Raw genomic sequence first — 24,857 nt, forward strand, 5'->3', positions numbered from 1 at the left:
GAGTTCCGTTAAAGAATCAGCATCGATCCGGATTCCCTCCTTGGAATCAGAGAGTTGCACGGATTGCAACATGCAGCTTTTCAATGATCGGAAATAAAATCGCCGCGCGGCCTCCACCTTGCTCCGCAGAAGACAAGTCTGAAACGTTAACGAGAGGCGCTTTTCCCCAGCGAAAATTATCTGGCGTTTCAGCGTTTTAAATCCGCGACCTGAATCAGTCTCTCATCAGCCGAGCGCATGCCGAATGCCCGACACCAGGCCCGTCGCATTCAAAGATCACATTATTTGCATTATTTCTTTTTTAGCATTCCATAGGAACAAAAATTGCGTTAACGCAGTCCTTGCCTCCCAAGGCATGACATTCCAATCATCTGAAATGGAACCCAAACCATGACTGACGCGGTATCTCAGGTATCGTCGACAGCTGGCAATTCGAACGTTGTAAAGACAAATTCGCCTGCACGAGTTCTCACTGCCAGCCTGGTCGGCACGACCATCGAGTTTTTCGATTTTTACGTTTACGCCACGGCCGCAGTGCTCGTGTTCCCGGCATTGTTCTTCCCGAACAACGATCCGATGACGGCGCTTCTGGCATCCTTCGCCACTTTCTCCATCGCCTTTTTCGCCCGCCCTCTCGGCGCCGTCGTTTTCGGTCATTATGGTGACCGTGTCGGCCGCAAGACCACGCTTGTCGCGGCCCTTCTGACGATGGGCGTATCGACAGTCGTGATCGGCCTTCTGCCGACCTATGAGACGGCAGGCGTTCTGGCGCCGCTGTTCCTCGCACTTTGCCGTTTCGGTCAGGGCTTCGGCCTTGGCGGCGAATGGGGTGGTGCCGTTCTGCTCGCCACGGAAAATGCCCCTCCCGGCAAGCGCAGCTGGTACGGCATGTTCCCGCAGCTCGGCGCGCCCGTCGGCCTGTTCCTTTCCTCCGGCGTCTTCTGGATCCTGCTGCACTTCATGTCGCAGGAATCACTTTTGAGCTGGGGCTGGCGCATTCCCTTCGTCGCTTCGATCATCCTGATCGCTGTCGGCATGTGGGTTCGCCTGTCCATCACCGAAACACCCGATTTCCAGAAAGCGATCGAAAAGGAAGAACGTGTGGCCGTGCCGGTCGCGGAACTGTTCCGCAACCACAAGCGCAGCCTCGTGCTCGGCACCTTCGTGGCGCTGGCCACCTTCGTGCTTTTCTATATCGGCACCGCTTATCTGCTCTCCTACAACGTCAAGGTCCTGAAAATCCCGTTCCTCGACGCGCTGGAAGTGCAGATACTCGGCTCCATCGTCTTCGGTATCTTCATTCCGATCGCCGGCAAGCTTGCCGAGAAATTCGGCCGTCGTGAAATCCTGATCCTGACGACGGTGCTGATCGGCCTGTTCTCCTTCCTGCTGCCAAGCCTGATGACCGGCGGCGAAGGTTCGATCTTCGTTTTCGCGGCTCTGGCCATGATGCTGATGGGCATGACCTACGGCCTGATCGGAACGGCGCTCGCCGCGCCCTTCCCGACCCGCGTGCGTTACACCGGCTCGTCCATCACCTTTAACATGGCCGGCATCTTCGGCGCATCGCTGGCGCCTTACATCGCCACATGGCTGCAGGTGAATTACGGCATGGGATATGTCGGTTATTATCTCTGCGTATCCGCCCTCATCACGCTGGCCTGCATTCTTCTGTCCCGCAAGGACGAAGTCTGATCCGAACGGATTGCAAGACGTTGAAAAGCCCGCGAAACCTTCGTTTCGCGGGCTTTTGTTTGCCTGCTTCGACGCTTACGCCACGGCCTGGCGCCGCTCCACATGACCCGTCACACAGACGCGATTGCGCCCTCCCCCTTTCGCCCGATAGAGCGCCAGATCGGCATTATGCATGACCTTGTCGAAAATGTCGGCGTCACAGCGAAAGGCTACACCAATCGAAATCGTCACCGTGATCCGCTGATCCTGATGCTCCACCGGCGTGGTCTCGATAACCGCACGAACCTTCTCGCACATCTGCAGAAAGGCAAGTGGGCTAGTTTCCTGCACGACGACAAATTCCTCACCACCCAGACGGGCGACATGGGCAGAAGGATCGAAATGCTCCATTATCCTGCGGGCGACGCTCGAGATGACGAGATCGCCGACGAGATGGCTGTATCTGTCATTCACCAACTTGAAATGATCGATATCGAGAAAGGCGACGCAATAGTCACTGCCGAGTTCGGCGCATGCAGCATAAAGGCCGAGCCGGTTGCTCAGGCCAGTCAGGGCATCCGTATGGCTCAGATGCAGGAAGCGCTCGTGGGATTGCACGAGAATTTGCACCTCCCTGGCATTTAGCCAGCAGACCAGCAACGTCACCGTAAACGCAACGGCCCCGCCGAGCGTCGTGCTCAGCATGATCCCGTTGAAGAGATCGGTCACCAGCCCGAACTGCGCCAGAAGCACCAGACCACCCGTGCACATCAGGATAACGACGAGCGTCACGAGGCATGCGATACGAATGGAGAATTCCAGCGGCTCAAGCCGGCGACGGCCCTCCGGCGTGGCGACCGAAAAACTTATCATTTCGATCGCTTTTTTCCAAAGACCCAACATCATGTTCAAAAGTGCCCAGTCGCGTAATGTCGTTGGTATTTCCAAATAAAAAAAACATTTATTGCTGAAAGAGCGAGACGTTATATCGTCCGCTCACGTATTTCCCGGAAACAATATAGGAAAAACCGTTGATCGACCGTTACGATACACGAAACGGCCGATTCAACGGCAGAATTTTCTTGCGGTAAAGGCGTTCGTCGGGTTTATGCCCCTAGAAACGGTTCCACCTCGCGGCCCGGCATGAACAGCCCCAGCCGCTTGATTTCCCATTCCAGCCGGATGCCCGACTTCTCGAACACGCGCTTGCGAATGGTCTCACCCAGATATTCCAGGTCATAACCGGTCGCATGGCCGGTATTGATCATGAAATTGCAGTGCAGCGACGACATCTGCGCCCCGCCGATGACCAGACCGCGACCACCCGCCTCATCGATCAGTTCCCAGGCGGAATGACCTTCGGGATTCTTGAAGGTGGAACCGCCCGTCTGCTCGCGGATAGGCTGCACGGTTTCCCGGTGATGACGCACGGCATCCATATCGGCACGGATTTTCGCCTTGTCTTCGGGATAGCCCTCAAACAGCGCGCCGGTGAAGATCAGGCCCGCATCCGCGCCGGAGTGGCGATAGCTGTAACCCATATCGGCATTGGAAAGCACATGCTGGTTGCCCTGACGGTCGACCGCATAGACCTCCACGACACGCTCACGCGTTTCACCGCCATTGGCGCCCGCATTCATGCGCAGCGCACCGCCGATGGAGCCGGGAATGCCGTAATAGAAATGGAAACCGCCGATGCCATTATCCATGGCCATGGCCGCAATATGCTTGTCCGGGCAGATCGCGCCCGCCTTGATGCGGTTTTCACCGGCAAGCTCTACCTGGCCGAAGCCCTTGGCCGACAGACGGACGACGACGCCAGGAATACCACCATCGCGCACGAGAAGGTTCGAACCGACGCCGACCACGGTCAACGGCACGTCTTCCGGCAGAATTTTCAGGAAGGCAATCAGATCGTCGGCATCGTGCGGCTGGAACATCACCTCCGCAAGACCACCGGCTCTGAACCACGTCACGCGGTCCATGGGCGCATCCGGTGTCAGACGTCCCCGCAATTCATTTACCCCGTCGCCGAGCCTCCCCAGCAATTTAACCCCATCGACCTGTCTCATTCAGACTTTCCTGATATGCTCTTCAATTCCGAAGGCAGCGCTGCTGCCCATTGCGTGATATTCCCAGCCCCCAAGAGAACCACGAAATCACCCGGATTCGCAATGCCTGCAACCACTGAGGCGAGATCTTCCCGTTTTTCGAGAAAACGAGCGTCGCGGTGGCCGGCGGCCTTGATGGCCGAAACCAGCGCTTCCGAGCTCGCGCCTTCGATCGGATCTTCGCCCGCGGCATAGACGGGAGCAAGGATAATCGTGTCGGCATCGTTAAAACAATGCGCGAAATCGTCAAACAGGCTCGAAAGCCGGCTGTAGCGGTGCGGCTGGTGCACGGCGATGATGCGGCCCTTGCAGGCTTCGCGCGCCGCCGCCAGTACAGCCTTGATCTCGACCGGATGGTGACCGTAGTCATCGAAGACCTGTACGCCGTTGGCTTCGCCCGTCAGCGTGAAGCGGCGCTTGACGCCGGCAAAGGAGGCAAGCCCCTTCTTGATGTCGGCTTCCGAAATGCCGAGACGATTGGCGACCGCAATCGCGGCCGTCGCATTCGACACATTGTGGCGGCCGGGCATCGGCAGGACGAGGTCCTTGAAGGAGAATATCTTGCCGGTGCGGCGGCGACGGATTTCCACGTCGAAGATCGACCGCGTGCCGTCAATGCGCACATTCGAAAAACGCACGTCGGCCTGCGGGTTCTCGCCATAGGTGATGACCTTGCGGTCCTCGATCCGGCCGACCAGTGCCTGCACTTCCGGATGGTCGAGGCACATGACGCCAAAACCGTAGAAAGGAACATTCTCGACAAACTGGCGGAACGCGGCGCGCACGGCATCGAAATTGCCGTAGTGATCCAGATGCTCGGGATCGATATTGGTGATGACAGCCACATCGGCCGGCAGCTTCAGGAACGTGCCGTCGGATTCGTCGGCCTCCACCACCATCCACTCGCCCTCGCCCATGCGGGCGTTGGTGCCGTAGGCATTGATGATGCCGCCATTGATGACGGTCGGGTCGAGATTGCCGGCTTCCAGCAGCGTCGCGACCATGGAGGTGGTCGTGGTCTTGCCGTGGGTGCCGCCGATGGCGATGGCATTGCGGAAACGCATCAGCTCGGCCAGCATTTCGGCACGGCGAACGATCGGCAGGTGTTTTTCCCGCGCGGCGATGAGTTCCGGATTGCTTTTCTTGATGGCGGTGGAAACCACCACGACCTCGGCATCACCGATATTATCCGCCGTATGGCCGACAAAAACCTCGATACCCTTGTCGCGCAGGCGCTGCACATTGGCGCTATCGGCCTGATCCGACCCCTGAACGCGATGGCCGAGATTGTGAAGCACTTCGGCAATGCCGCTCATGCCGATCCCGCCTATGCCGATGAAATGGACAAGGCCTATGGCTTTCGGCATCTTCATGCCCCAACTCCTTCATTCTTCTTCTTGAATTCCTGTACGGACTGGCCGGAAGCAATAGCCTCGACCAGATCGGCCAGCACATCCGCCGCATGCGGTTTGCCGGTCGCCTTTGCCGCTGCCGCCGTCGCGCTCAAACGGTCAGGCTCGGAAAGCGCCGACGACAAAAGGCTGGAAAGCTTCTGCGGCGATAGTTCCGCCTGCTTGATGACGCTTGCCCCGCCCGCCGCCGAAAGCGCTGCCGCATTGGCGGCCTGATCGTGATCCAGCGCATGCGGATAGGGCACGAGGATCGACGGACGGCCGATGACCGACAGTTCCGACACCGTCGAAGCACCCGAACGGCTGATGACCAGATCGGCCTCGCCAATACGTGAGGCCATATCGCCGAAGAAGGGCGAAACATCCGCTTTCACGCCGAGCTTCTGATAGGAGGCGATCACGCTGTCCTTGTCTTCGGGGCGAGCCTGCTGGGTGACGACGATGCGCTTGCGTTGCTCGTTCTTCAACAGGCAGATCGCTGCCGGCACGGCGCTGGAAAAGAATTGCGCGCCCTGGCTGCCGCCGAAAACGACGAGCTGAAACGGTTCATCCGTCTGCGAGGGCGTATAGGGTATCTCCGACGCAGCCAGCACCGCCGGGCGAACGGGATTGCCGGTGGCCACCGTCTTGTCGGAATATTGGCCGTTGGCGGGCGGCAGGAAACCGCCGGCGATTGCTTTCACCCGGCCGGCCAGCGCCTTGTTGGCGCGGCCCATCACCGCATTCTGCTCGTGAATGATCGACGGCACGCCAAGCCCGGTCGATGCCAGAAGCGGCGGCACGGTGGGATAACCACCGAAGCCGACGACCGCGACCGGCTTCAGCTTCGTGACCAGCCGGCGCGCTGAACGCAGCCCTGTCCATAGTTTCCACAGCGAACGCGCCACGGAAATCGGGTTCTTCGAACCGATGGTGGCAGACGGCACCACATGAATTTCATCCGCCGGAAACTTGCCGGCATAACGCTCGGCGCGGCTGTCGGTGACGAGATGCACCTGATAACCGCGTTCTTTCAGCGTATGCGCCAGGGCCTCGGCTGGAAAGACATGGCCGCCGGTTCCCCCGGCGGCAAGAAGAACAATACCCTTGCTCATGATACTTTACTCCGCGGGAACGCCGGAACCGACGCGGAAGAAACTCCGCTCCTGCGCCCGCTTTTCGGGTCTGTGGCGTGTCAGCGCCAGAAGGAAGCCGGCGGTCACGCAGATCGCCATCATCGACGAACCGCCATAGGAAATCAGCGGCAGCGTCATGCCCTTGGCGGGCATCAGTTCCAGATTGACGCCGATATTGATCATCGACTGCATGCCGATCTGCAAAACGAGGCCGGCCACGGCGAAGCGGCAGAAGTCGTCCTTTTCCTTGAAGGCGTGCGAGAGGCCGCGCAGCACGATGAAGGCGAAGATCGCCACCAGGAACATGCAGAAAACGATGCCGAATTCTTCCGCCGCCACCGAGAAGATGAAGTCGGTATGGCTGTCGGGAATGATCCGCTTGACGATACCCTCGCCCGGTCCCCGACCGAACCAGTCGCCGCGAATAATCGCCTCACGCGCCGTATCCACCTGGAACGTATCGCCTTCGCCCGTCCAGAAACGGTCGATACGACCGGCAACGTGCGGCAGCAGCAAATAGGCGGAGATGATGCCGCCGACGCCAAGACCGCCAAGCATGATGATCCAGAACCACGGCACGCCCGCCATGAAGAACATGCCGCCCCAGACCACGGAGGTCAGGATGGTCTGGCCGAAGTCGGGCTGGGCGATCAGCAATGCAGCCACAATGCCGAAGGTGATGATGGCAAAGAGGTTGCCCGGAATTTCCGGATGACGTGCCCGCTCGGCGAAAAGCCAGGCGCAGACGATCACGAAGGCCGGCTTCATGAATTCCGATGGCTGGATGGAAAAGGTGCCGATGGAAATCCAGCGTCTCGCACCCTTGACCTCGATGCCGAAGAATAGCGCGAAGATCATCATCAGCAGCGAAGCGATGAGCATGAAGACCGCGACACGACGCACCTGCCGGGGCGACAGGAAGGACAGGCCGACCATGATCGCCAGCGACGGCACCATGAACATCGCCTGACGCTCGACGAAGAAGAAGCTGTTGAGACCGATACGCTCGGCAACCGCCGGTGACGCCGCAAAGGACAGCATCAGTCCGATGCCCATCAATGCGATGAACGCCGCCAGAAAGAAACGGTCGATGGTCCAGAACCATTCCGCGACCGGACCGCGATCAACTCGGCTTACCATGGCCTTCACCCCCTTTTCCAGAGTCAACCAGCATCGTCATGCCATCGAGCGCCGCAACCTGCGCGACGAACGAATCACCTCTGATCTCAAAGTTCTTATATTGATCGAAGCTTGCGCAAGCCGGGGATAACATCACGATATTGCCGGCCGTCGCATCTTTTTCCGCATCCGCCGCCGCATGCTGGATCGCTTTGTCCAGCGTGCCGGATATTTCATAAGGTACTGCCTCGCCCAGCGTCGCCGCAAATTCGGCTGCCGCTTCGCCGATCAGATAGGCCTTGGCGATGCGGGGGAAGAGCGGCGAGAGGCTGGTGATGCCACCCGCTTTTGGCAGGCCGCCGGCGATCCAGTAGATGCGGTCGAAGCTTGAAAGCGCCGGTGCAGCAGCATCGGCATTGGTAGCCTTGCTGTCGTTGACGAAGGTGACGTTGCCACGGCGTCCGACAGGCTGCATGCGATGCTTGAGGCCCGGGAAGGATTTGAGACCGGCCCGAATCTCGTCTTCGGTAACACCGACCGCAAGGCAGGCGGCAATTGCCGCCGCCGCATTCTGCGCATTGTGGCTGCCGCGAAGGGTCTGGATGCCGTCGAGATCGACCAGCAGCGCGGACGTGCCACCATGCGCCCGCAGGATGCGGCTGCCCTCAGCATAAAGACCTTCGGAAACGACATTGCGTTTGGAAATGCGCTCGACCTTTACCCCGGCACGCTCGATACGGTCGGCGATCAGTGTCGAATGACTGTCATCCACACCGACAATTGCCGTGCCGCTGCCAGCCACCAATCGCTCCTTGACGTCAGCATAGTGCTGCATCGTGCCATGCCGGTCGAGATGATCGGGCGTCAGATTGAGAAGAATTCCGGCGGTCGGATTAATCGTTGGCGCGAGATCGATCTGGTAGGACGAGCACTCGACAACATAGAAACGTTGCGCCTTCGGCGGATCGAGGCTCAGCACCGCCGTACCGATATTGCCGCCCAGCTGCGTATCGCGGCCGGATGCCTTGAGAATATGCGCGATTAGCGCCGTCGTTGTGGACTTGCCGTTGGTGCCGGTAATCGCGATGAAAGGGCAATCCGGCGCATGAGCGCGGCGCTCACGGATGAAAAGCTCGATATCGCCGATGATCTCGACACCCGCTGCCTTGGCAAGGTCCACCGACCAGTGCGGTTTCGGATGCGTCAAGGGCACGCCGGGCGCCAGCACGAAGGAGGAAAAGGAGGGCCAGTCTATCGTCCGCAGGTCCGCCGTCGTAATGCCTTCGGCTTCAGCCTTGGCGACGCTATCGGGATTGTCGTCGAAGGCGACGACCTCCGCCCCACCCGCGACCAGTGCGCGGGCGGTGACGAGACCCGAACCGCCAAGCCCGAAAAGCGCGACCTTCTTACCTCTGAACGACGTGACCGGGATCATCGCTCACCTCAGCTTCAGGGTGGCGAGGCCGAGCAGCGCGAGGCCAACGGAGATGATCCAGAAACGGATCACCACCTGGCTTTCCGTCCAGCCCTTTTTCTCGAAATGGTGGTGGATCGGCGCCATAAGGAACACACGCCTGCCGGTTCGCTTGAACCAGAAAACCTGGATGATAACCGACAGCGTTTCCATGACGAAGAGACCGCCGACGATGACCATGACGATCTCGTGCTTGGTCGCGACAGCGATGGAGCCGATGAGGCCGCCAAGCGCCAGCGAACCCGTATCGCCCATGAAGATGGCGGCAGGCGGCGCGTTGAACCACAGGAAGCCGAGGCCCGCGCCGATGACCGCGCCGACAATGACGGCGAGTTCACCCGTGCCGGGCACGAAATTGATCTGCAGGTAATTGGCGAAAACCGCGTTACCGGCAAGATAGGCGATCACCCCGAAGGTAGCAGCCGCGATCATAACGGGCACGATGGCGAGACCATCGAGACCATCCGTCAGGTTCACGGCATTGCCCGCGCCAACGATGACAAAAGCACCGAAGAGCACAAAGAAATAACCGAGATTGATCACGAATTCCTTGAAGAACGGAAACGCGATGGAGCTGCCGAGCGTGCCGCCATGCGGGGCGGAAGCAAGCGCCATCTTCATCATGAAGAACACTGCAATCGCCGCGATCAGGAATTCGATGCCAAGACGCGCCTTGCCGGAAAAGCCCTTGTCGCTCTGCTTCGTTACCTTCAGGTAATCGTCGTAGAAACCGATGGCTCCGAAACCGAGTGTCACCATCAGCACGGCAACGACATAGACGTTCGACAGGTCACCCCACAGCAGCGAGCCCCCGAGAATGCCGGCAAGGATCATGAGCCCGCCCATGGTCGGCGTGCCGGCCTTCTTGAAATGGGTCTGCGGCCCGTCGGCGCGGATCGGCTGGCCCTTGCCCTGGCGCACGCGCAACGAGTTGATGATCGCCGGTCCAAACAGGAAGACGATCAACGCAGAGGTGAACATCGCCGCACCCGCCCGGAAGGTGATGTAGCGGAAGAGGTTGAAGACTTGAACTTTATCCGACAGTTCGACGAGCCAGATCAGCATAATTGCCCTTTCAAAAGGCTATTTCAGACTTGGCGTTCCGTCTCGGGGAATGCCGGATACTTGTCAAGCAGGGCGGCGACAATCTTGCCGAAACCGAGGCCAAGTGACGATTTTACCATCAGCGCGTCTCCCGGTTGCACCCATTGCAGCGCAAAATCGGTGAGTTCCGCCGTCGTCGGGAACCAGATGACGGTGACGCTGTCCGGTAGCGCATCGCGCAGCGCCGCCATCGCCTCCCCGGCCAGCCAGACATGCTCGATGCCGGCCGCAAGCAGCGGCCCGGCCAGCTCTTCATGCAGCTGCGCGGAAAACTCGCCCATCTCAAGCATGTCGCCAAGAACGGCAACGCGCCGGCCGTGGCCCTGCGTTTCCGTTTCCGCCAGCACGGCAATCGCCGCGCGCATGGAAGCGGGGTTGGCGTTATAGCTTTCATCGATCAGCAGGAACGAACCGCTTTCAATCGTCAGACGGTGGCGCTGACCGCGCCCTTTCACCGCCTCGAGCGTTCCGAGCGCTTCAAAAGCGCGGTCGAGATTGGCGCCGGTCACGGCGACGGCACCGAGCACGGCCATGGCGTTGTCGGCGATGTGACGTCCGGGAACATTGAGATGCAATTCGCTGGTCTCGCCGTTCAGGATCGCCCAGATGGTCGAACCCGCAGGCGTACTTTCAAAGTCGGCGAGCCGGAAATCGGCCTTGGCGTGCTGCCCGAAGGTCAGGATGTGCTCTATACCCTGTTCCTGTGCGGCCTCTTCAAGCTGCTCGAACTGGGCATTGTCGCGGTTGAGGATGACGGAGCCGCCCTCCTCAAGCCCTTCGAATATTTCCGCCTTGGCCGCGGCGATCTCTTCAATATTCTTGAAATTGCCGAGATGGGCGGGAGCAATGGTCGTGATGATCGCCACATGCGGACGCACCATCTTGACCAGCGGGCGAATTTCGCCGGAGTGGTTCATGCCGATTTCGAAAACGCCGAACTCGGTATCCGCCGGCATACGCGCCAGCGTCAGCGGCACACCCCAGTGATTGTTAAAGGATGCGACCGCTGCATGAACCCGGCCGGACGGCTCCAGAGCCTGCCGCAGCATTTCCTTGGTGGTCGTCTTGCCGACGGAGCCAGTCACCGCGATGATGCGTGCCGAAGTTCTCTCGCGCGCCGCAATGGCAAGTTTGCCGAGTGCGGCAAGCACGTCCTCGACCACGATCATGGGCACGGTGAGCCGGCCGAGAGCCGGCAGCTTGGCTTCGGCAACGACCAGGAGACCGGCCCCATTGGCAACAGCAAAACTGGTGTAATCATGGCCGTCGACCCGATCACCCTTGATGGCAAAAAAGGCTTCGCCTGCCTTGACGGTCCGGCTGTCGATGGAAATGCCGGTGATTCCGGTCGGCAGGTTGCCAACGGGGCGTCCTGCCGTGATGGCGATCATGTCGGCGACTGTCCATAACCAGCTCAAATCTTCAATCCTTCCAGCCCTGCCAGCGCAGCGCGCACCTGTTCATGATCGGAAAACGGCAGCGTCACGGAACCGACGATCTGCCCCTCTTCATGCCCCTTGCCCGCGACGATCAGCGTATCGCCGTTGGAAAGCAGCGACACCGCATGGTGGATCGCCTGCGACCTGTCGCCGATTTCCACTGCACCCGGCGCCGCCGCCATGACCTCGGAACGGATCGTTGCGGCATCTTCCGAACGCGGATTGTCGTCGGTGACGATGACGATGTCTGAAAGCCTCGTCGCCACTTCGCCCATGATCGGGCGTTTGCCCTTGTCGCGGTCGCCGCCGCAGCCGAAGACGGTAATGATGCGGCCCGAGGTGAAGGGCCGGACCGAGGTCAGCACGTTTTCCAGCGCATCCGGCTTGTGCGCATAATCCACATAGGCAAGCGCGCCGTTCTTCGTCTGTCCCACGAGTTCCAGACGACCGGCAGCGCCGATCAGCTTCTCGAGCGCCTTCAGCGCGGTCGCCGCGGGAACGCCGGTGGACATGGCAAGACCGGCGGCGACGAGAGCGTTCGCAACCTGAAAATCACCCGCCAAGGGGATGTCGACTTCATAAATCTCGCCGTCATGGTGCACTTCGATCATCTGCTTGTGACGGAAGTGCTCAACACGCTTCAGGGCCAGATAATCGCCCTTGCGACCAACTGTGCGGACATCGAGACCCGCTTCGCGCGCCGCGCGGATTGCTTTCTCCGACCACGGATCGTCCGCAAAGATAATGGCGGGCGCGCCCTTTTCCATCAGCGTATCGAAGAGCCGCATCTTCGCGGCCATATAGTCCTCGATTGTCGGGTGATAATCCATGTGGTCGCGGCCGAGATTGGTGAAACCGGCCGCTGCAAGCTTCACGCCGTCGAGACGGCGCTGATCGAGGCCGTGGCTGGACGCCTCCATGGCCGCATGGGTCACGCCTTCGTCCGCAAGCTCGGCCAGAAGCGCATGCAGCGTCACCGGATCAGGCGTGGTGAGCGCGCCGTAGTCTTCGCGGCCAGGTGCAATCACACCTGTCGTGCCGATCTGTGCTGCGGCATGGCCCGCGAAAGCCCAGATTTGGCGTACGAAGGAGGCAACGGAGGTCTTTCCCGCCGTGCCGGTGACGGCAACCATGGTCTCGGGCTGTTTTCCGTAAAAACGGGAAGCGGCAAGGGAGAGATAAAGGCGCGGGTCCGTCACCGAAAGCACCGGCACGTCGGCATCCACGGGATGCCCGGAAACGACGGCGACCGCACCCTTGGCAACCGCATCCTTCACATAGGCCGCGCCATCCGCCTTGGTGCCAGCAACCGCCACGAACAGGCTGCCGGGCTGCGCCCTGCGGCTGTCTGCGGTTATCCCCCCGATTTCGATCGCCCCGATCTCAGACAGGAGCAATTCATTCAATTCCGGAAACGCGTTTCCGGATATATCTCGCAAATTCATCGACTGTGTCCGTCTTGTCCCCCCGGCGCGAATCGCCGGAACATCATAAGCTCTAACAATCAATAAGACACGAGCAAGGCCGAGCCATCCTTGCCGAACTTCGGCTTCACGCCCAGCACCGCCGCCGTGCGGGTGATGATATCGTGCACCATCGGCGCGGCGGACGTGCCGGCAAGTGCCGCGCCATTGCCCTTGTCCGTCTTCGGTTCATCGATGAAGGTCAACACCACATATTGCGGATCGTCGATCGGGAATGCCGAGAGGAAGGCGTTGAAGTTCTTGTCACGCACATAACGGCCGTTGACGACCTTGTCCGCCGTGCCGGTCTTGCCGCCGACGTTGAAACCATCGACACGCGCATTACGGCCGGAGCCATTGACCCCGTTCCATTCGAACAGGAAGCGCATATCCTTGCTGGTGGTGGGCTTCAGAACCTGCTTGGCCACCAGATCCGCCTGCTCGCGGGTGCGTGGCAGGAAGGTCGGCTCGATCAGCTTGCCGCCATTGACAAGCGCCGCACCGGCAACCGCCGTCTGCAGCGGCGTCGTCGAAACACCGTGACCGAAGGAAATGGTAATCGAGTTGATCTTCTTCCATTCACGCGGCTGCGAGGGCATTGCCACTTCCGGCAGTTCCGTCTGCATGCGGGTCAGAAGCCCGAGCTTCGTCAGAAATTCCTTGTGACCTTCGGTGCCCACCGTATCGGCGATCTTGGCCGTGCCGATATTGGACGAATATTGGAAGATTTCCGGCACCGACAGAACACGGTTCTTGCCGTGGAAATCCTTGATGGTGAAACCGCCGATCCGGATCGGATAACGGGCATCGAAACTGTCGCCCAGACGCACGCGACCCGAATCGAGGCCCATGGCAATTGTGAAGGACTTGAAGGTGGAGCCCATTTCGAACGTGCCGTTCGACATGCGATTGAGCCAACCCTCTTTCGCGCCCTCGGCCGGATTGTTCGGATCGTAATCCGGAACCGAGGCCATGGCGAGAATTTCGCCGGTATGCACATCCATCACCACGGCGCCGGCGCCGATCGCCTGGAATTTGGCGATCGCTGAGGTCACGACTTCGCGCACGATGGACTGTACACGCAGATCAATCGACAGCTTTATCGGCTCCAGCGGCTGGTCGCTGGTCATGCCGAGAGCCGTCAGGTCGGCAAGCCCCTGATTGTCGACGTAACGTTCCATGCCGGCAACGCCGCGATTGTCGATGTTGACGTGACCGACAATATGGGCGGCCGTCGGCCCGCCGGGATAAAAGCGACGCTTTTCCGGGCGGAAACCGACGCCGGGAATGCCAAGCGCCAAAATCTGGCTCTGCTGCTTCGGCGTCAACTGACGGCGCAGCCACTGGAAGCGCGAATTGGACGTAAGCTTCTGATAGGTGCCACGCTGGTCGAGGTCCGGCAGGACGGTGCGCAGCTTCTCGATGGCCTCATCGATATCGACGATGCGATGCGGTTCGGCAAACAGCGAGACGGTGCGGATATCGGTGGCCAGAACCTCGCCGTTACGGTCGAGAAGGTCGGGACGCGACGCCATCAGCCGGTCTGCGGGCGCGATGCTCGAGACCGTTTCCTGTTCCGCCATGCCATATTGTACGAGACGCCCGCCGACGACACCATAAAAGGCGACGAAACCGAAGATGATGAGGCCGACCCGGCTCTTAGCCTGGGCCGCCCTTTTCTTGCGGGCGCCCTCAAAGGCGGCATGGTCCGTATAGACGCCGGTGGTGCTGGCGGAAAAGTGAGCCTTGCTCTTCAAAACCATGACACGGGAGAGAAAAGACATTAGCGGTTCACCGATCCTGTTATCGTGTCATCCATATCGTCGGCTTCATCGCCCGCGACGGCGGAGACGGCCGGAGCCGCCGGGGGACGGGAAACACGCGCCCTGGGCGTCGGTATAGGCGCACCATTGGCGGCGATCTGGCCGGCCGGCGGCGACTTCGGCTTGGATGCTCCACCGAGCGTGGCGCCGGGCTTCGAACCGTTGACGGCCGCGGCGATGACATCTTCCACGCTCATGCCTTCAGGCTCGGGCGGCTGCGGCAATTGCGACCGCAGCATCGGAAGTTCGCGCGGCTGCGCCAGCTGCGTGGGCATCGTCGGCGAAAGGCCGAGCTCATTCTGATAGGCATTGACGAGACGATGGAGGCGGTTGGGCTGCGTCAGCAACGCCCAGTCGGCCCTGAGAAGATCGATCGTATCCTTCTCGAGCTTGATTTCGGCCTCGAGCTTGCGGACCTCTTCCAGTTTGAGATCGGCCTTGTGCTTGATTGAATAGGTCACGACAGCCGCCGCGACCATGACCCCCACCAAGACGATATCGAATGTACGCAGCATATCAGCCTCCCATCTTTTCAAGGCTGGCGAGATCAGGAAGCTCGAAAATCGAAAAATCCGCAGCACGCGCCGGCGCTGAGGTCCGCAGACCGGCGCGCAGCTTGGCCGAACGGGCACGCGGATTGAGCTCCGCCTCCTCGTCACTGGCAGCAATCATCGGCTTGCCGATAGTGTCGAAAATGGTGGGCCTGTCTTCCACCATCGGCAGGTGCCGGGAACCGGCGGCTTTACCCGACCGATCCGCGAAAAATTTCTTGACGATACGGTCTTCGAGCGAATGGAACGTGACGACGACAAGCCGGCCGCCGGGCTTCAAGGCCTGCTCGGCGGCGAACAGGGCCTGCGCCAGCTCACCCAGTTCGTCATTGACGAAAACGCGAAGCGCCTGAAACACGCGGGTTGCGGGATGGATCTTGTCCTTCGCCTTGCGCGGCGTGACGATCTCGATCAGACCTGCCAGATCGCGCGTGGTGCGGAAAGGCTCTTCCGCCCTTTTCTTCTCGATGGCGCGGGCGATGCGGCCCGGCTGTTTTTCCTCACCGAGAAAGCCGAAGATGCGGATGAGATCGCCGACCTTGGCGCGATTGACGACATCCGCCGCCGAAACGCCCGAACTCGACATACGCATGTCGAGAGGGCCGTTCTTCTGGAAGGAAAAACCGCGTTCGGCCTCGTCGATCTGCATGGAAGAGACGCCAATATCGAGAACAACACCGTCAAGGCCACCTTGCGGCGCATGTTTGGCCAGATCGGAAAATTGCGATTGAATAAGCGAAAGCCTGCCGCCATTGGCGGCCACCATGGCCTGACCGCCGGCAATCGCTGTCGGATCGCGGTCAAGCGCGATCACGCTCGCGCCCTGGTCAAGAATAGCCTGGGTATAGCCGCCGGCCCCGAAGGTGCCGTCAAGAATGATCTTCCCGGATGCGGGCTCAAGCGCGGCGACCACTTCGCGAAGAAGAACCGGGATGTGGCGTTGAGGTCCGCCACCGGCATCAGAAGATCGTCCGCCAGAATTCGCCGCCATCCCGTGTCCCCGTCCTATGCGGGGCGAGCAGCCGAAAAACCGCGCCCCGCTCTTGCTTCCGCCTGCGCCGCCAAAAACGCATTCGGTTGCCAAAGCTGAAAATGATCCGCCCGTCCAACGAAGGTGACGTCGGTGGATATGCCGGTAAATTCCCGCACGAAATCCGTCACCATCAACCGACCTTCCTGGTCGAGCTTCATGAAAACGCCGCCGCCGTGAACCAGCAGCGACATTGCGTTCGCCTCCGGCGAGAAGGCATCCATGGACGCTATCTGCCGCTCGTAGCGCTCCAGCAAATCCGGACCGCCAACGCTGATTGCCGGAAAGGCGAAATCCTGAAGGCAATAAAGCTCCTGAATGCCGCGCCTGGCCAGCACCGAACGAAACGGAGACGGAACCGAAACGCGCCCCTTGGCGTCGATCCTGTTCGTCACGTTCGATAAAAAGCGGTCCATTACTCAACTCGCCAAAACCGCACTCCGCAAAGCAAACCATCCACTTCGCAGACGACACCGGTACGCACGACACATCGCCAAGCGCCAGGGCGACATGCCCTGCAGCAGCCCCTCGCAGGCTCCTCACTCGTTTCAGCGATTGCGGGTCAAAAACACGACCCAATGTGGTGTGCATTTGGGATACCATGGGACACTATGGGCGTCAATGGGAGAAGCCGGCACGATGCCGACTTCGCATCGGAAATTCATAAGCCGTTAAGTTTAACGAATGGTTTACTTTGCGAGCTCATGTGCCCGCAAAGACAATTAAAGCTTGGGCCGATATGCCTATTTTCCGCTTGAGAAACAGATGCTTGCCGATCTTGGTCAGATACACGCAATTTAAATCGCATAAGGCGCTCTGACGCCGCTGCGGCAACGGCAGCCTGATTGGCATCACGGCCATCTGTATGATTGCGCGACAGACCAGTTGCAGCGGATTCGATTTGAGGCCGAAGCAATGCACATCTTGCATCTCAGCCAGAACCGTCATTGTCAGCAAACAACAACGCTGCGGCGGCTTGACTTTTTAAACTTTCGATTGATTTTGATTTTTGAAGTTGTGTTTTTCATTGCGAGATAATGATGCCGAATTATGTGGCGGGCTTGCCTGCCTTCTTGAGTTATTTTTTGATTGGCCTGGTCTGCCTGGCAGCTTTTTCCACTATCTACACCCGCCTCACACCCCACCGCGAAAGGGAGTTGATCAAGGCCGGCAACATCGCCGCCGTAGTCGCTTTTTTAGGGGCTTTGAGCGGCTTCAGCCTGCCGCTGGCCTCGGCGGCGGCCAACTCCGTCAGCATCCCCGACTACGTGATCTGGGCGGTGATCGGCCTGCTGGTTCAGGTCTTCGCATTCTATATCGCCAAGCTCACCATGACCGACCTGCACCTGAAAATCACCGAGGGTAATGTCGCGGCCGGCCTCTGGAGCGGCGGCATCGCCGTGGTCATCGGGACTTTGAACGCCGCCTGCATGGCGTATTGAGGAACAGACATGTACTTGGACGTGACAGAACATCCGCGTCTTGCCCTCGGTACGATTGCCGCAATAGGCCTTTTTTTCGCATTTTCATCGGAGGAAGAGGTCCTTTACACCTCCGTTGACAAGTGCCTTGCCTCAGGGGTCTATCCCAAGGTTTGCCAGGCGGCATCCGAAGACGCCAGCCAGCATCACCTTGCTACTGCGCCGCGATTTCGCAACATGGTTGCATGTGAAATGGAATACGGCGCGGGAAACTGCTCTGAGCTGAGACAAAATCTCAATTCCAATAACGCGACCGGCACGAGCGCCTTCGCACCGTCACCGGTCGGATTTGTGATGCCTCGGAACATCGAACACTTTGCAGACTATAGCGACTATCGCCGCCGTCAGCAAAACAGCAAGGCGGGTTCCGCGGGCGCGATGTCGGCCTATCGAAAACGCAACGGTGACCTCGTCACGCCGGATGTGAGCGCCGGCGAACAGAGCGGCGGCTCATTCGTGGGCGGTCCAGGCGGCGCGCTGACGAGTGACGTAAAGCAGCTCAACGCCAAAACGAACGTCAAGGGCCGTGGCGGGTTCGGCGGCCACTCCTTTTCCGGAGGGTGACATGCGCCGCATCACAGTCCCACCACGCCCGGATTGGCGCGAAAAAGCCAATGCCGTGGGTTTCTCCTTCCATGAAATGCATGGCGAGCCTTACTGGGTGGACGACGCGGCCTATTGCTTCGGGCTCGATGAAATCGAGCGCGACATCGAAGAACCGAGCCAAGTCCTGCATGATATGTGCATGGATCTCGTCGCAGATATCGTAAACAGTGAGGCGGCGCTAACCCGCCTTGCCATCCCGCGCGATTATCACGACATGATCCGAAATTCCTGGCAGCGGGGCGACCGGCACCTATATGGCCGCTTCGATCTTGCCTATGACGGAAATGGCCCGGCGAAGCTGCTCGAATACAACGCCGACACGCCTACTTCCGTCTTCGAAACGGGATATTTCCAATATAACTGGCTGACGGATCAGGTCGCCCTTGGAACGCTACCGGCGCAAACCGACCAGTTCAACTCGGTTCAGGAGGCCCTGATCGAGGCCTTTGGGCAATTCTCGCGGGACAGGATTTTCCATTTCGCGGCGATTAGCGACGACCCCGAGGATTGCGGCACAACGATATATCTCATGGACTGCGCCATTCAGGCTGGCCACCGCGCCCAGTTTCTCGATATCAGGGACATCGGCATCGATGCGAGCGGGCGTTTTGCTGACCTCCAAAGTCGCGTCATCGAGCGCTGCTTCAAGCTTTACCCCTGGGAATTCATGTTACGGGAATCCTTTGCCGCGCATCTGCCTGCGCAGAATGGCATTTTCATCGAGCCAGCCTGGAAAGCCGTGTTATCGAACAAGGGCCTGCTGCCCATGCTTTGGCAGCGGCATCCCAATCACCCGAATCTGCTCCCGAGTTTCTTTCCCGACGACCCTGAAATATATGAGTTGCGGGATTACGTGGTGAAACCGCTTCTCTCGCGTGAAGGCGAAAATGTCAGCCTTTACCGAAACCGACGCGAGATTTTATCGGCCCCAGGCAGTTACGGCGAAGAGGGATATGTTTTTCAGGCATACGCGCCCTTGTTCAAGAGCGAGTTCGGATATGCCGTGCTTGGAAGCTGGATCGTCGCCGATCGACCCTGTGGACTTGGCATTCGCGAGGACGCGTCACCCATCACCGCAAATCTCTCCCGCTACGTTCCCCATATCATCGAGGGCTGATGCCCGCCGAAAAATCGGCAGGAAAATTCGCCAGTTGGCCTGTAAGCCGGGTTCTGTATGGCCCCGGTTTGACCCGGAACGTGGCAGCCATTCATCTGGGACGGCATTTGCATGCCGCCTCGCGCAACCCACCCGGATGACGGGCCCGGAAACCGGCTGTAAACGGGCTTTCGCCCGTCCCATGTCATCCCTATTCGGTCTTGCTCCCGGTGGGGTTTACCTTGCCACCACTGTCACCAGCGGCGCGGTGGGCTCTTACCCCACCCTTTCACCCTTACCATGCAAAGCATGGCGGTTTGCTCTCTGTGGCACTTTCCCTGGGGTCGCCCCCGCCGGACGTTATCCGGCACCGTATTTCCGTGGAGCCCGGACTTTCCTCACCTTACCGTCTTTCGACATTGGTAAAGCGCGGCTGCCCGGCCAACTGGCATGGGCTGCATAACCATGTTCAGAGGCGAAAGCCACCGAAAAGCGAAGACAAAGATCAAAGAAATGCCGGTTTGAAATCCGTGGCATAGGCTTCGTCGCCAATTTCTCCATCAAGCAGCAGCGCAGCACCCAGCCGCCCGATCTCGTCGGAGCTCTTGGCCGCCGTGCCATTGCCACCGGTCAGAACCGCAATGCGTGGTGATGAGGCGAAGCCGATGGCGGGGTAGCCGCCCGGCGTCTTGGACACGACGCAGGCAGCCATTGAAATACGCGCACGGTCGATGGACGGCAGCAATGTCCCGATGATATCGGAGAGATGGTCGCGCACGCTTTCGCATCCACCGGAACGGAACCAGGCGCGAATTTCCGGGTCGCTACTGACAGGTTTGTCGTCGGGATCGCCGCCGATTTTCAGGTAGAACCTGCCATCGGGATAGCGCACGGGCGGAAGCAGATAGATATGTTTCGTCGTGTCGCTCGGCTCATAGATCAGCGACGGCATACCCGCATATTGCCCCAGATCCGCTTCATCGACCTCGAAAAAGGCGACCGTGCGTGCATAGACATTGAGAGCAACCGGCTGCGGCAGCAAATCCTTCGTAATCGAAAAACCGCCCGCCGCCACCAGCACGCGATCTGCAGTGTAAACCGCACCCGAGGCCGTCTCTACCCGTGCGCGACCATCCTCTTCCCGGGTCGAAACAACGATATCGTCGATAAGCGTCACACCGGCCTTGTCTGCCAGAACGCTCTGGGCCTTCACCAGGGCGCGCGGATTGACGTAACCCGCATTGTCTCTTTCGAACACGCCCTCACAGCCCGGTTCGAAGGAAAAATAGGGAAAGTCACTTTTCAGGCTCTCATCATCCATCAGTGCCGTGGAGACGCCAAGCCGTTCCGCCGCCTTGAGGACATTGTCGATAAAGGGATTGTCGCCTCCCCGTTCCGGCCCGACGATCAGGCAGCCGACAGGCGCATAAAACTCCACCCCGCTCCTTGCCGCTATATCGGCGTAACGCGCAATCGAGCGATTGGCGAGCAAAGCCCAGTCCGCATCGCCGTCGATGGTGCGGGTAATACGCGCTTCATCGTAATGGCTGGCAAAAACACCCTGATGCGACGTGATATCGGCAGGCTCGCCGGGGCCGATCAGCGCGACGCCGTCCACCTTTTCCGCCAGATGGCGGGCGGCGGCGGCACCCATCATGCCGCGACCGACGACGATATATTTGAAATGCCCCGACATGCCGCCCTCTTCATCCGCTCTGTTCAGTCGCAATCTTGTAGCCGCTCCACAGAAGGATGTCAGATAAAAACCGGCGACATTTCGGCGGCAAAATCATTCTCGGTCAGCTGGCCATCCAGAAGCAGCACCGCACCCAGCCGTCCGATCTCGTCCGACGACTTGGCCGAAACGAAATTGCCGCCGGTGAGAACCGCAATATTGGAGGATTGTGTATAGCCGATATAGGGATAACCGCTGCGGGTGATAGAGGCGACACAGGAACCGGATGTCACGGGGCAACTTGCAAGTTCCGGCATCAACGACAGCGCCCGTTTTTTCAGAAACTCGACCTCGTCTGGCATGCCGTCCGAATGGAACCAGTCGACCGCCTCGGCCAGCGTTTCGAGCCTGCCCTTTTCGCTTTCACCGCCGATCTTCAGATAGACCTTGCCGTCGGGGTAGCGCACGGGCGGAAGAATATAGACGATATCGTCCTCAGTCTCCGCCAGCACGATGGTCGAGGGCATGCCGCCGAAAAGGCCCTGCCTTGCGTCATCAAGTTCGAAAAAGGCGATGGTGCGGCCCGTCGCCGCCATATCGACTGGCGACGGCAGAAGATCGGCCATGTTGGTGAAACCGCCCGCTGCGACGATGACCTTTTCAGCGGTGTGCACGGCCCCTTCCCGGGTCGAAACCTCCACACCCTTGGAGGTATCGCGAATATGCGCCACCGTCTCGCGCACCAGCCGCGCGCCCTGTGCCCCGGCAATGGTGCATTGGGCCTTCACCAGGGCGCGTGGATTGACGTGACCGGCATTGCGCGCCTCGAAATAACCGTTGTGATCAGCAGGCAGTGAAAACATCGGGAAGCGACCGGCAAGCCCGCCGCTGCCGATCGTTTCCACACCAAGATCAAGACGGCCCGCTGCGGAAAGCGCGCGCGACACATAGTCTCCGGCAAGCCCCTTGCCGTTTCCGGAAAACAGGCAGCCCGCTTCGGTGAAGAAACGGATGCCGCTTTTTGCCTCGATTTCCGCATAGCGCCGGATGGAGCGTTGCGCGAGCTCTGCCCAGACCGGATCGCCATCGAAGCCACGCGTAATCCGCGCCTCATCATAGTGGCTTGAAAATACACCGGTATGAGCCCTGCGATTGGCGGGCTCGGCAGGTCCGATCAGCGCCACGCCATCCGTTTGCGCCGAAAGGTGCCGCGCCGCCGCCGCACCCATCATTCCAGCCCCGACCACGATATATTTGAAATCCGGCATGCCATGCTCCGTATCAGATTTATTCCTGACTACAGCATGCGGGCATGAACCGGAATCGATTTCCGCAAGTCCGAACCATGTGGCGCGGGAATCTGAAAGATTGCGGCGGGCTTGGCAAAGACCTCAGCTGGCCAGAAGCGCCTGCACCTTGCCGCAATAACGCTTTGACACCGGGTTCATGCGCGTGGCGCCATGGCCGGCATTGTAACGCAGGATCGTGCTGCAAACCTCGCCGCCGCCCAGCTGATGGGCGGTCGCCAGATATTGCATGCCCCAGCGAATATTGGTCTCGGGATCATAAAGAGCCTTGGTCGTGCCACGAAAGCCCATCATGCGCGCCGTTGCCGGCTTGATCTGCATCAGCCCGACCTCGCCTGCGCTGCCGCGGGCCTTGGGATTGAACTTGCTTTCCACAGAAACGACCGCATGCGCCAGATTGGTGGGAACGCCGTAACGCTTGGCATATTTGACGATCAGATCGGAATAATCATTCTTGAGCGACGAAGGCAGACTCTTTTCCGGAATGGGATAACCGGGTTTGCGGAAGAAGGTCTCCAGCGTCACGGTCTTGGTCTTGACGTCCTCGTCTTTGGCAAAAGCAATCCCCGCCTGCGAAACGAGCATAGCAACGCCCGCTGCGACAGCAACAAAAACTCTGTTCATATGCTGAAAAAGTCTCCAGATCGGATAACCGGAACAATGAAACGATACAAATGTCCAGCGTGCGGAAAGTCGATCACGACCTTCCGAAGTCCAGTCTCCTTGATTGATATTGACGGTAAGTTCCCCTGAAGAACAGCACCGCGTCCAGTGCTGTTCTTAGACTTCCTCAATGCGGATTAACTGTGGCACGACAAAAAAAGCGACTTGAAGGGCCCGAAAGCAGGGAACTATTTTCCAGAATTCGCGTTTAAGCGGCCGAAAATTTCGGCAGGCTGGCAATCAACCGGTGAAGCGTGTCGATGGTGGAAAAATCCGCTATGCCATCCACCAGCGCCGGGCGGAAATGCCGCTGGAAGGCGGCAACCGCACCCTCCGTCTTCTCACAATAAGCGCCTGTTATTTCAACGCCGTATCCGTATATGGACAGCATCGATTGCAACGCTTCCACCGGCTGGCCATGATCACCGCGCTGGAAAAAGCGTCCGCCGCGTATCGGCGCGGGTTCAACCCAATGGCCGACACCGTGCTGCGACAGGATGTCCCACGGAAACTTTTCACCCGGATCGACCTTGCGGATCGGCGCTACATCCGAATGCGCAAGCACCCTTTCAGGGGCGATATTCCAGCGCTGGCCGCAATCGCGACACAATTCAATGACGGCGGCCACCTGTTTTTCCGGAAATTCCGGCAGTCCGCCGGGATGACCCTGATTGGCGATTTCAATGCCGATTGAGCGGGAATTGATGTCTTCATCGCCCGCCCAGGTGCTTTTGCCCGCATGCCAGGCACGGCGGGTTTCAGCAACCATCTGAATGACGCGCCCGTCCTCGAAGACGAAATAATGGCTGGAGACCTGGCTTTCGGGATTGCAGAGCCACGAAAGAGCGCCATCGGCGGTCGTCATGCCGGTATAATGCAGGAGAATGATATCCGGGCCTGCCACGCCTTGTCTTTCGCCATGGTTGGGCGAAGGCGCAACGGCTGCGCCCTTGAAATCCGGCAGAAATTCACTCATGCGACGCGGCGTTCTTTCTCGATGGCCGCATAGGCGGCATTGAGAGCCGCCATACGCTCATTCGCGGCGGCATGCAATTCCATCGGCACGCCGCGTGCGATGAGCTTGTCCGGATGATGCTCGGCGACCAGCGAACGGTAACGCTTGCGAATATCCAGAAAGTCGTCCGAGGGCGAAACGCCAAGCACGCGGTAGGGATCGCGCCCATCCATGTGAACGTGCCGCGCCATGATCGTTTCGAAGTGATCGTCGGTGATATGGAAGATTTCCGCGATACGGCCGAGGAAAGCCAGTTCCCGCTCGTGGATCAGCCCGTCAGCCTTGGCGATGTGGAACAGACCGTCGATGACGCTTTCCAGCATCTCGCAATTGTCATGGCCGGAACCGCAAAGACCGGCAAGACGCTCGGCATAGGCCTCATAACCGGCAACGTCCTGTCGCGCGAGATTATAAAGACGCGCAACGTTTCTCGCTTCTTCTTCGGGAAAGTCGAAAATCTGCCGGAAAGCGCGCACCTCGGCATCGTTGACGACACCATCGGCCTTCGCCATCTTTGCGGAGAGTGCGATGATTGCAACCGAGAATGAAACCTTGCGGCGGGTCTCCGGATCTCCCTCGAAGAGGGTGCGGATAGCTTCCACCACGCGTCCGAGCGCGCCACCTGCCGCGTCGCCGATTGCGCCGAGCAGTCGCTCCCACAGGGATGAAATTTGCAGACAGGCGAAATCGAACATCATG

At 59.5% G+C, this 24,857-nt stretch carries 22 protein-coding genes and 1 other RNA gene; 4 read left to right on the forward strand and 19 right to left on the reverse strand.

The features are described 5' to 3' along the window. Positions 1-390 precede the first annotated feature (390 nt). Entirely contained in the window at positions 391-1,695 is a 1,305-nt protein-coding gene (locus AGR13A_RS10255; protein WP_035220478.1) for an MFS transporter, read from the forward strand. A 75-nt stretch (positions 1,696-1,770) separates the two neighbouring features. Here AGR13A_RS10255 and AGR13A_RS10260 read toward each other — a convergent pair whose 3' ends face one another. The 13 genes from AGR13A_RS10260 to mraZ form a co-directional block, all read right to left on the reverse strand. Beyond that, positions 1,771-2,580 carry a GGDEF domain-containing protein gene (locus AGR13A_RS10260; protein WP_080835173.1) on the reverse strand — a complete coding sequence of 270 codons (810 nt, stop codon included), beginning with the start codon at positions 2,578-2,580 and terminating at the stop codon, positions 1,771-1,773. Between the two features lie 200 nt (positions 2,581-2,780). Further along, positions 2,781-3,746, reverse strand: coding sequence for a UDP-N-acetylmuramate dehydrogenase (gene murB / locus AGR13A_RS10265; RefSeq protein WP_080835176.1), 966 nt, complete (start codon positions 3,744-3,746; stop codon positions 2,781-2,783). Then, entirely contained in the window at positions 3,743-5,158 is a 1,416-nt protein-coding gene (murC, locus tag AGR13A_RS10270; RefSeq protein ID WP_003494890.1) for a UDP-N-acetylmuramate--L-alanine ligase, read from the reverse strand. Before murC ends, murB begins: the two co-directional genes overlap by 4 nt. Then, positions 5,155-6,291: an undecaprenyldiphospho-muramoylpentapeptide beta-N-acetylglucosaminyltransferase gene (murG, locus tag AGR13A_RS10275; RefSeq protein ID WP_035220466.1), complete on the reverse strand. Its 1,137-nt coding sequence runs from the start codon at positions 6,289-6,291 to the stop codon at positions 5,155-5,157. Before murG ends, murC begins: the two co-directional genes overlap by 4 nt. Before the next feature lie 6 nt (positions 6,292-6,297). Continuing rightward, on the reverse strand, positions 6,298-7,452 hold the full coding sequence (gene ftsW / locus AGR13A_RS10280; RefSeq protein WP_080836743.1) for a putative lipid II flippase FtsW: 1,155 nt from the start codon (positions 7,450-7,452) through the stop codon (positions 6,298-6,300). Beyond that, a complete protein-coding gene (murD, locus tag AGR13A_RS10285) occupies positions 7,436-8,866 on the reverse strand; it encodes a UDP-N-acetylmuramoyl-L-alanine--D-glutamate ligase (RefSeq protein ID WP_080835179.1) in 1,431 nt (476 codons plus the stop codon). The genes ftsW and murD overlap by 17 nt, the downstream gene beginning before the upstream one ends. Before the next feature lie 3 nt (positions 8,867-8,869). After that, positions 8,870-9,970, reverse strand: coding sequence for a phospho-N-acetylmuramoyl-pentapeptide-transferase (gene mraY, locus AGR13A_RS10290; RefSeq protein ID WP_003494882.1), 1,101 nt, complete (start codon positions 9,968-9,970; stop codon positions 8,870-8,872). Between the two features lie 23 nt (positions 9,971-9,993). Next, positions 9,994-11,427 (reverse strand): UDP-N-acetylmuramoylalanyl-D-glutamyl-2,6-diaminopimelate--D-alanyl-D-alanine ligase, encoded by a 1,434-nt coding sequence (locus tag AGR13A_RS10295; RefSeq protein WP_080835182.1) that lies wholly within the window; start codon positions 11,425-11,427, stop codon positions 9,994-9,996. Beyond that, complete coding sequence (locus tag AGR13A_RS10300) at positions 11,424-12,893, reverse strand: UDP-N-acetylmuramoyl-L-alanyl-D-glutamate--2,6-diaminopimelate ligase (RefSeq protein ID WP_080835185.1); 1,470 nt, start codon at positions 12,891-12,893, stop codon at positions 11,424-11,426. Before AGR13A_RS10300 ends, AGR13A_RS10295 begins: the two co-directional genes overlap by 4 nt. A 59-nt stretch (positions 12,894-12,952) precedes the next feature. Beyond that, positions 12,953-14,695, reverse strand: a complete 1,743-nt coding sequence (locus AGR13A_RS10305) for a peptidoglycan D,D-transpeptidase FtsI family protein (RefSeq protein WP_035220454.1) — start codon at positions 14,693-14,695, stop codon at positions 12,953-12,955. Continuing rightward, positions 14,695-15,249, reverse strand: a complete 555-nt coding sequence (gene ftsL, locus AGR13A_RS10310) for a cell division protein FtsL (protein ID WP_035220451.1) — start codon at positions 15,247-15,249, stop codon at positions 14,695-14,697. Before ftsL ends, AGR13A_RS10305 begins: the two co-directional genes overlap by 1 nt. Position 15,250: 1 nt before the next feature. Next, positions 15,251-16,276 (reverse strand): 16S rRNA (cytosine(1402)-N(4))-methyltransferase RsmH, encoded by a 1,026-nt coding sequence (rsmH, locus tag AGR13A_RS10315; protein WP_080835187.1) that lies wholly within the window; start codon positions 16,274-16,276, stop codon positions 15,251-15,253. Between the two features lie 14 nt (positions 16,277-16,290). After that, complete coding sequence (gene mraZ / locus AGR13A_RS10320) at positions 16,291-16,731, reverse strand: division/cell wall cluster transcriptional repressor MraZ (RefSeq protein WP_080835188.1); 441 nt, start codon at positions 16,729-16,731, stop codon at positions 16,291-16,293. Between the two features lie 624 nt (positions 16,732-17,355). Between mraZ and AGR13A_RS10330 the strand changes: the two genes are divergently transcribed. The 3 genes from AGR13A_RS10330 to AGR13A_RS10340 are packed head-to-tail and all read left to right on the forward strand — an operon-like array spanning position 17,356 to position 19,519. Further along, positions 17,356-17,757, forward strand: coding sequence for a DUF350 domain-containing protein (locus AGR13A_RS10330; protein ID WP_035220442.1), 402 nt, complete (start codon positions 17,356-17,358; stop codon positions 17,755-17,757). Between the two features lie 9 nt (positions 17,758-17,766). Next, entirely contained in the window at positions 17,767-18,360 is a 594-nt protein-coding gene (locus tag AGR13A_RS10335; RefSeq protein ID WP_080835195.1) for a DUF1190 domain-containing protein, read from the forward strand. Position 18,361: 1 nt separating this feature from the next. After that, positions 18,362-19,519 (forward strand): glutathionylspermidine synthase family protein, encoded by a 1,158-nt coding sequence (locus AGR13A_RS10340; protein WP_080835198.1) that lies wholly within the window; start codon positions 18,362-18,364, stop codon positions 19,517-19,519. A gap of 26 nt (positions 19,520-19,545) precedes the next feature. Here the strand turns inward: AGR13A_RS10340 and rnpB are convergent. The 6 genes from rnpB to AGR13A_RS10370 all read right to left on the reverse strand — a co-directional run bounded on the left by rnpB (position 19,546) and on the right by AGR13A_RS10370 (position 24,856). After that, positions 19,546-19,947: RNase P RNA component class A (rnpB, locus tag AGR13A_RS10345), an RNA gene on the reverse strand. Positions 19,948-20,003: 56 nt separating this feature from the next. Beyond that, the gene (locus AGR13A_RS10350) at positions 20,004-21,194 is read right to left on the reverse strand and encodes an NAD(P)/FAD-dependent oxidoreductase (protein WP_080835201.1); all 1,191 of its coding nucleotides are present in this window, start codon (positions 21,192-21,194) and stop codon (positions 20,004-20,006) included. 59 nt (positions 21,195-21,253) lie between these two features. Beyond that, complete coding sequence (locus AGR13A_RS10355; protein ID WP_080835205.1) at positions 21,254-22,441, reverse strand: FAD-dependent oxidoreductase; 1,188 nt, start codon at positions 22,439-22,441, stop codon at positions 21,254-21,256. 123 nt (positions 22,442-22,564) lie between these two features. Then, a complete protein-coding gene (locus AGR13A_RS10360) occupies positions 22,565-23,104 on the reverse strand; it encodes a lytic transglycosylase domain-containing protein (RefSeq protein WP_080835208.1) in 540 nt (179 codons plus the stop codon). A 247-nt stretch (positions 23,105-23,351) separates the two neighbouring features. Further along, entirely contained in the window at positions 23,352-24,119 is a 768-nt protein-coding gene (locus AGR13A_RS10365) for an N-acetylmuramoyl-L-alanine amidase (RefSeq protein WP_080835212.1), read from the reverse strand. Beyond that, positions 24,116-24,856: a J domain-containing protein gene (locus AGR13A_RS10370; protein WP_167377534.1), complete on the reverse strand. Its 741-nt coding sequence runs from the start codon at positions 24,854-24,856 to the stop codon at positions 24,116-24,118. The genes AGR13A_RS10365 and AGR13A_RS10370 overlap by 4 nt, the downstream gene beginning before the upstream one ends. Between the last annotated feature and the right edge of the window lies 1 nt (position 24,857).

The sequence above is a fragment of the Agrobacterium genomosp. 13 str. CFBP 6927 genome (genome assembly GCA_900012615.1).
GTDB lineage: Bacteria > Pseudomonadota > Alphaproteobacteria > Rhizobiales > Rhizobiaceae > Agrobacterium.